The following is a 6,700-nucleotide window of genomic DNA, read 5'->3' on the forward strand; positions in this document are numbered from 1 at the left end:
AGTCGCGTTCCTGCCGGACGCCAGGCGCATCCTGCAATTGGCCGAAGGCGCTGCCATCACCGTCAAGCGGGTCCCGGCAGGCGATCTCGGCACCGTCGTCGTCGGATTCACCGCCGCGTCCGCACACGCCGTGCTGCCGCGCCTGCTCGAGCGCGCACGCGAACAGCTCCCCGACGTCAAACTCGAACTGCGCGAGATGGTTTCGGCCGTGCAACTCGAAGGTCTGATGAGCGGCGAGGTCGATCTGGGGATGGTCCGCCCGCCGGTGAAGAGGCCGGGAATCGTGTCGCGGCCGCTGCTGCACGAGCAACTCGTCGCGGCGCTGCCCGGCGGGCACCCGTTGGCCACCCAGACTCGGCAGTTGACCCTGAACGACCTCGACGGCCAGGACGTCATCATGTACTCGCCGGTGCAGGCGAGGTACTTCAACGACCTGCTGATCAGCACGTTCACCATCGCGGGCGCCACGCCGCGCTACGTCCAGTACGTCACCCAGGTACACACGATGCTGGTGTTGGTGCGTTCTGGCATCGGGATCGCGCTGGTGCCGGCGTCCGCGGCGACCCTGCATCCGGAAGGCGTGGTGTTCCGCTCCATCGGGGCCTTCCGCGAGCGCCCCGTCGAACTCGACGCCGCCTGGCGCAGCGACAGCACCAATCCGGCGCTGCTTCGCCTGCTGCGCGACGTCCTGCCGCCCCGCGAGTGGACGACCGACGACCTGGTCGACGACTGACCATTGCCGCCGAACGTGACGCCACTGCGAGGTTTCGGCGAATCTTTCGCAGTGGCGTCACATTCGGCGCATGGTCTGGCTACACGGACAGCGCGGGCTCCAGAACGGGCGTCGCCAGCCGGCCGCTGCTGAGGAACTCGTCGAGGTTGTCGAGCGTGAGTTGCTCCATGGCGGCTCGCGTTTCGACCGTGCCGCTGCCGACGTGCGGCAACAGCACCACGTTGTCCAGGTTCAGCAACGCCTCGGGCACATTCGGTTCGTCGGCGAAGACGTCGAGCCCTGCGCCGGCGAGCCGGCCGTGCACCAGTGCGTCGACCAGGGCGGTCTCGTCCACGACGCTGCCGCGGGCGATGTTGATCAGGTAACCCGACGACCCAAGGGCGTCGATGACGCCGGCGTCGACCAGCTTCTTGGTGCCGCTACCGCCCGCGGCGGCGACGACCAGGACGTCAACGCCGCCCGCGAGCTCGACGGGCGAGCCGACGTAGGTGTATGGCGAACCGGGTTTCTCGCTGCGGTTGTGGTAGGAGATGATGCACCCGAATGCGCTGAGCCGCTGCGCAATTGCCGAACCGATGCGGCCGAGACCGATGATGCCGACTTTACTGTTGCTGACCTGACGGGTCAGCGGATAGTTCCCGGCGGCAGGCCACCGCCCGGCGCGGACGTAGCGGTCGGCGGCCGAGAACTGGCGCATCACGTCGATCATCAAACCCACCGCGGTGTCGGCCACGCAGTCGGTTAGGACGTCGGGTGTGTTGCTCACGCCGATTCCCCTCGCCGCCGCGGCGTCCACGTCGGTGGTGTCATAACCGACGCCGAAGTTGATCACCGCGCGCAGGTTCGGCAGCGCGGACATCAGCGCCTCGTCGACACCGGTCCGGCCCGACGTCACCACCGCGACGACGTCCGCGCCGCCGCGCCTCAGGAACTCGTCGCGTTCGGTCGGATCCTCCGGCAGGAGCGCCGCCCCGTAGGTGGTCCGAAGGGTGTCGGCAAGGGAGGGCTTGAGGGGTCCGACCTGCAGGACCCGACGTGCGGATGCTGGGCTGGAAGCGGGGGTTTCGGGCACGGCGACTCCTTAGATGCTCTGGGTCCACCGTAGGGAGGCCTGGGAATACCTGTCCAACTCGGAAATAGCATTGGTTGATGCTTAAGCCGCATAACTAGCCGTTTGAGGTTCTCTCGCGAGTATCAAACCTGCTCGCATACCGTCGAAATGCCAGTTCACAGCGCATTTCTGGGGGTGCAGCACCCGCGCCGAAAGGCACTCATCAACCCCAATCTGGCCTCGTGGCCTGGGTTGACGTGTTCTCGGAGCCGCTCCTACGGTGTGTCTACCGTCACAGATTGCATCCACATACGTGGACGTCACAGGAGACATCCGGAGGAAGACATGCCCGCAACCCCAAGCCGCATCGCGGCCCTCGCCGCGAGTGTGTGCGTGGTGGCAGCGGGGTGCACCGTCGCGAACTCCGGTCACGGTGGCTACGACCCCAACACGCTGAGGATCGTGCTCTCCCAGGAGCCGCCCACCCTTGAGCCCTGCGAGAGCTCGCTGACCTCGACGGGCATCGTGGTGCGCTCCAACATCACCGAGCCACTCATCGAACGCGACCCCAACAGCGGCGAACTGCAGCCGCTGCTGTCCACCGGATGGCGCCAGACCTCGCCGACCGAGTGGACGTTCGACGTCCGTTCGGGGGTGAACTTCTCCGACGGCGCGCCGTTCACGGCCGCCGACGCCGCCTTCGCAATCGACCGGGCCGTGAACTCCGAGCTGCAATGCAACGTCGACGGATACGTGTTCGGCGACGAGAAGCTGAACCTCGCGGCGCCGAACGACACCACGCTGACCGTCACGACCCAGGAGCCGGATCCGATTCTGCCGTTGCGGATCTCGTTCGTGGAGATGGTGCCGCGATCGACCAGCACGACCGAGAAGGTCCGCGAGCCCATCGGCACCGGCCCCTATGCCATCGCGGACTGGGAGTACGGCCAGAAGCTGGTGCTGGCACGAAACGATCACTACTGGGGTGCCAAGCCCGCCTTTGCGCGGGCCGAATACCAGTGGCGCAGTGAAGGCAGCGTCCGTGCCGCGATGATCGCAGGCGACGAGACCGACATCGCTACCGGCCTCGGCCCCGAAGATGGAGCCGGCGCATTGGGCGTCCCGTTCCAGAACAACGAGACCACCGCGCTTCGCATGCAGGCGACGGAAGCACCGCTCAACGACATGCGCGTGCGACAGGCCATCAACTACTCCATCAACCGCACCGGCATCGTCAAGGCGCTCTTCCGCGGGCTCGGCGACCCCGCGTCACAGCTCATCCCCTCCGGTGTCGTGGGGTACAACGACCAATTGCAGCTCTGGCCGCACGACACCGACAAGGCCAAGCAGCTGATCGCCGAGGCCAAGGCCGACGGCGTTCCCGTCGACAAGCAGATCCGGCTCATCGGCCGCACTGCCCAGTTCCCGAAGATCGCCGAGACCATCGAGGTGATCCAGAGCGAACTGGCCGAGATCGGACTCAACGTCAAGATCGAGATGATGGACACGGCGGCCCAGCTCCAATACCAGCTGCGGCCGTTCCCGGAGAACGCCGGCCCCTACCTCCTCATGATCATGCACGGCAACCAAGCGGGTGATGCCGCCTTCACCATGGACCAGTACATGCTCAGTGACGGCCCCCAGGCGGCTTACGGCACAACGAGTTTCGATGCCAAGATCCGCGCCACGGAAGCCCTCACCGGCACGGCCCGCGAGGATGCGTTCGCCAAGCTGTTCGCCGAGGAGCCGCAGGAGATCATGCAGATGGCCTACCTCGCCCACATGAAGGGCATCCTCGGCAAGTCGTCACGCGTCGACTACGTCCCGAACTCCGCTACCGGTGACGAGATGCGGCTGGCCGAGATGACGATGGCCACCGACGGCACCAGCGGCGCCGACGTCTCGTAACCCCACCCAGCCCAGGAGACACAGCCCATGTTCTCGTTCGTACGGCGCAGGATGTACACCAGCGCACTGCCATTGATCATCGTGCTGCTCGGCGTGTTCCTGCTCGCCCGGCTCACCGGTGACCCGACCAGCCTCTACCTTCCCGAGTCGGCCACCGAGGCGCAGCGCCACGCCTTCGCCGAGAAGAACGGCTTCGACCTTCCGCTGACCACGCAGCTCGCCGACTACTTCAAGGGCGTGCTCCACCTCGACTTCGGGACTTCGTTGCGGACGGGGCAGTCGGCGTCCGAGATGGCCTTTCGCGCCTTCCCCGCCACTCTGCAGCTGGCAGTCACCACCATGCTGCTCGCCATCGTCGCGGCCGTCGTGATCGGCTGCTGGGCGGCGTACCGACCCAACTCGCTGGCCGACCGGTTCTCCAGCCTGCTGTCCATGACCGCCGCCAGCATCCCCGACTTCTGGTTCGCGATTACCGGCGTGTGGCTGTTCGCGGTGCTGCTGGGCGTGTTGCCGACCTCCGGCGTCGACAGCGGGGTGCTGTCCTGGATCCTGCCGATCGCCACGTTGATGATCCGTCCGCTCGGCGTGCTCACCCAAGTAGTCCGCGGCGCAATGGTTTCCGCGTTGTCTGCCCCCTACGTCAGGTTGGCGCGCAGCAAGGGCGCAGGCGATCTGCGGGTCGTCACCCACCACGCGCTGCGCAACGCGGCCGCACCGGCATTGACCGTCGCAGGGGACCTGGCGGTGGGGTTGATCAACGGCGCCGTCGTCGTCGAGGCGATCTTCGGCTGGCCGGGCATCGGCAAGCTGATGATCGACGCCATCCTGCAGCGCGACTTCGCGGTGCTGCAGGCGGCGGTGCTCCTCACCGCGGTCAGCATCTTCGTCCTCAACATCGCCATCGACGCCTGTTACGCGCTGCTCGACGCACGCGTGCGGGAACCGGCATTGGTCTAGGGAAGACCACGAAAGGATTTGGGACATGAGCACTCAACTCGATCTGGTGCCGGTTAAGCCGACGGCGGCGATCGTCGGCGAGGCGGAGACGAACGGATCGCGCAAGTCGGGGCGGTCGATCTGGTTCCGGCTGCTGGTCAACGACCGCGTGGCCGCGTGCGCTGCCGCGGTGCTGGCGCTGGTAGTTCTCACCGCTGTCTTCGGGCCGATGCCGATGGGCCACCTCGCCACCCACATCGATCTCGACAACTCCAACCAGGCGCCCTTCACGCTCGCCCACGGCTGGGCCAACGTGCTCGGCACCGACCCGCTCGGGCGCAGCATGCTCGCCCGGCTGATCGTCGCGAGCCGAACCACGCTCTCGGTCGCCATTCCGGCCGTGGTGATCTCCGCGGTCGTCGGCTCCCTGATCGGCATGTGGGCCGGCTACCACCGCGGATGGCGAGAGACGGTGGCGATGCGCGTCGCCGACGTGATCATGAGCTTCCCGTCGCTGCTGCTGGCCGTGGTGGTGCTCTACGTCTTCTCGCCGAGTGCGGCCAACATCGTCGCGGTGCTGGCGTTGACCCGCATCCCGGTCTACCTACGCACCGCCCGCGCCGAATCGGCCGAGCTGCAGAGCAGGCTCTTCGTCGACGCCGCTCGCACCTTCGGGGCTAGCCCGTCGGCGATCATCGCCAGGCACGTCCTCCCGATCGTGCTGCCGACTCTGCTGACCGTGGCGACGCTCGACTTCTGCTACGTCATGCTCGCGGAGTCCTCGCTGAGCTTTCTCGGCATCGGCATCCAGCCGCCCGACGTCAGCTGGGGCCTGATGGTCGCGCAGGGGCGCACCTACCTGAACACGGCCTGGTGGCTTTCGTTCTTCCCCGGACTCGCCATAGTGGTCACCACGGTGTCGGCCACCATCCTGGCGTCCTGGGCCCGTATCGCAGGAGACCCCGGGCAGCGGTGGCGGCTCACCGTCCCGCAGAAGCGACTGTCCCGCTTCGCCAAGGCCACCAAGCGTCTGTCCTGAAAGGAATTGCCATGACCGCTGTCGCAGAACACCAGCGTGCCGACGTCGTCGACGCCGATCCCGCTCTCAGCGTCGAGGGTCTGACCGTCGACATCCGCACGATCCGCGGCAAGGTCCGGGCGGTCAACGACGTGTCGTTCGCCGCCCGCCGCGGCGAGACACTCGCGCTGCTCGGCGAGTCCGGCTGCGGCAAGTCGATGACCGCGACGGCGCTGGTCGGCCTGCTCGAACCGGTCGCCGAGGTGACCGCCGGGTCGGCCGTGCTGACCGGCAGCGACGGGGCGTCCGCCGACCTTCTGACCGTCGACAGGAAGGCGCGGCGGCGGCTCGCGGGCACCGAATTGGCGATCGTCTTCCAGGACGCACTGACCGCACTCAACCCGCTCTACACCGTGGGCACCCAGCTGGCGGAGCCGTTCCGCATCCACCAGGGGATGAAGGCGAAGGAGGCCAAGCGCAGGGCCGTCGAATTGATGGCGCGCGTTGGGATCCCGCAGCCCGAGAGCCGGTTGAACTCCTACCCGCACCAGTTCTCCGGTGGCATGCGGCAGCGCCTGCTCATCGCCATGGCGGTCGCGCTGAACCCGCGTGTCCTGATCGCCGACGAGCCGACAACGGCACTGGACGTCACAGTGCAGGCGGGGATCATGGCACTGCTGCGCAGTCTGCGCGCCGAGTACGACATGGCCGTCGTGCTCATCACCCACGACCTGGCTCTCGTCGCCGAGGAAGCCGACCGGGTCGCCGTCATGTACGCGGGAAACATCGTCGAAACCGGCTTGGTGTCAGAGGTATTCGCGAATCCGAGGCATCCCTATACCAAGGGTCTGCTCGACTCGGTACCGGTGAGCGCTGTACGTGGAGAAGAGCTGAAGTCCATCGGCGGATCCCCACCGGACCTGCATTCCATCCCCAAGGGCTGTGCGTACCAGGCGCGCTGCCCACTCGTCGGAGACGTCTGTCGCACGGACCGGCCCACGCTGAACGTCGTAGGCAGCAGGCATCACGCTGCCTGCCACTTCCCTAAGGAGGT

General features: G+C 67.0%; 6 protein-coding genes. 5 read left to right on the plus strand and 1 reads right to left on the minus strand.

Translation table 11 applies throughout. The annotated features are described in order from the left end of the window. Positions 1-733, plus strand: a 733-nt coding sequence (locus QOI01_RS34830; RefSeq protein WP_526388594.1) for a LysR substrate-binding domain-containing protein, incomplete at its 5' end; no start/stop codon positions are given. A 79-nt stretch (positions 734-812) separates the two neighbouring features. Here the strand turns inward: QOI01_RS34830 and QOI01_RS34835 are convergent. Further along, positions 813-1,805, minus strand: coding sequence for a 2-hydroxyacid dehydrogenase (locus QOI01_RS34835; RefSeq protein ID WP_526388596.1), 993 nt, complete (start codon positions 1,803-1,805; stop codon positions 813-815). A gap of 324 nt (positions 1,806-2,129) precedes the next feature. Here QOI01_RS34835 and QOI01_RS34840 point away from each other — a divergent pair, with 324 nt between their 5' ends. The 4 genes from QOI01_RS34840 to QOI01_RS34855 all read left to right on the plus strand — a co-directional run. Further along, the gene (locus tag QOI01_RS34840) at positions 2,130-3,692 is read left to right on the plus strand and encodes an ABC transporter substrate-binding protein (protein ID WP_526388598.1); all 1,563 of its coding nucleotides are present in this window, start codon (positions 2,130-2,132) and stop codon (positions 3,690-3,692) included. A gap of 27 nt (positions 3,693-3,719) precedes the next feature. Further along, a complete protein-coding gene (locus QOI01_RS34845) occupies positions 3,720-4,649 on the plus strand; it encodes an ABC transporter permease (RefSeq protein WP_526388600.1) in 930 nt (309 codons plus the stop codon). Between the two features lie 25 nt (positions 4,650-4,674). Continuing rightward, on the plus strand, positions 4,675-5,667 hold the full coding sequence (locus tag QOI01_RS34850; RefSeq protein WP_526388602.1) for an ABC transporter permease: 993 nt from the start codon (positions 4,675-4,677) through the stop codon (positions 5,665-5,667). A gap of 11 nt (positions 5,668-5,678) precedes the next feature. Then, the coding region (locus QOI01_RS34855; protein WP_526388604.1) for an ABC transporter ATP-binding protein at positions 5,679-6,700 on the plus strand (1,022 nt) is incomplete at its 3' end.

The sequence above is a fragment of the Mycobacterium sp. genome, from assembly GCF_032162605.1.
GTDB lineage: Bacteria > Actinomycetota > Actinomycetes > Mycobacteriales > Mycobacteriaceae > Mycobacterium.

Bases quoted from the DNA above. Each gene is read 5' to 3' on its own strand.
- QOI01_RS34840 (WP_526388598.1), top strand. From the start codon at position 2,130: ATGCCCGCAACCCCAAGCCGCATCGCGGCCCTCGCCGCGAGTGTGTGC.
- QOI01_RS34845 (WP_526388600.1), top strand. From the start codon at position 3,720: ATGTTCTCGTTCGTACGGCGCAGGATGTACACCAGCGCACTGCCATTG.
- QOI01_RS34850 (WP_526388602.1), top strand. From the start codon at position 4,675: ATGAGCACTCAACTCGATCTGGTGCCGGTTAAGCCGACGGCGGCGATC.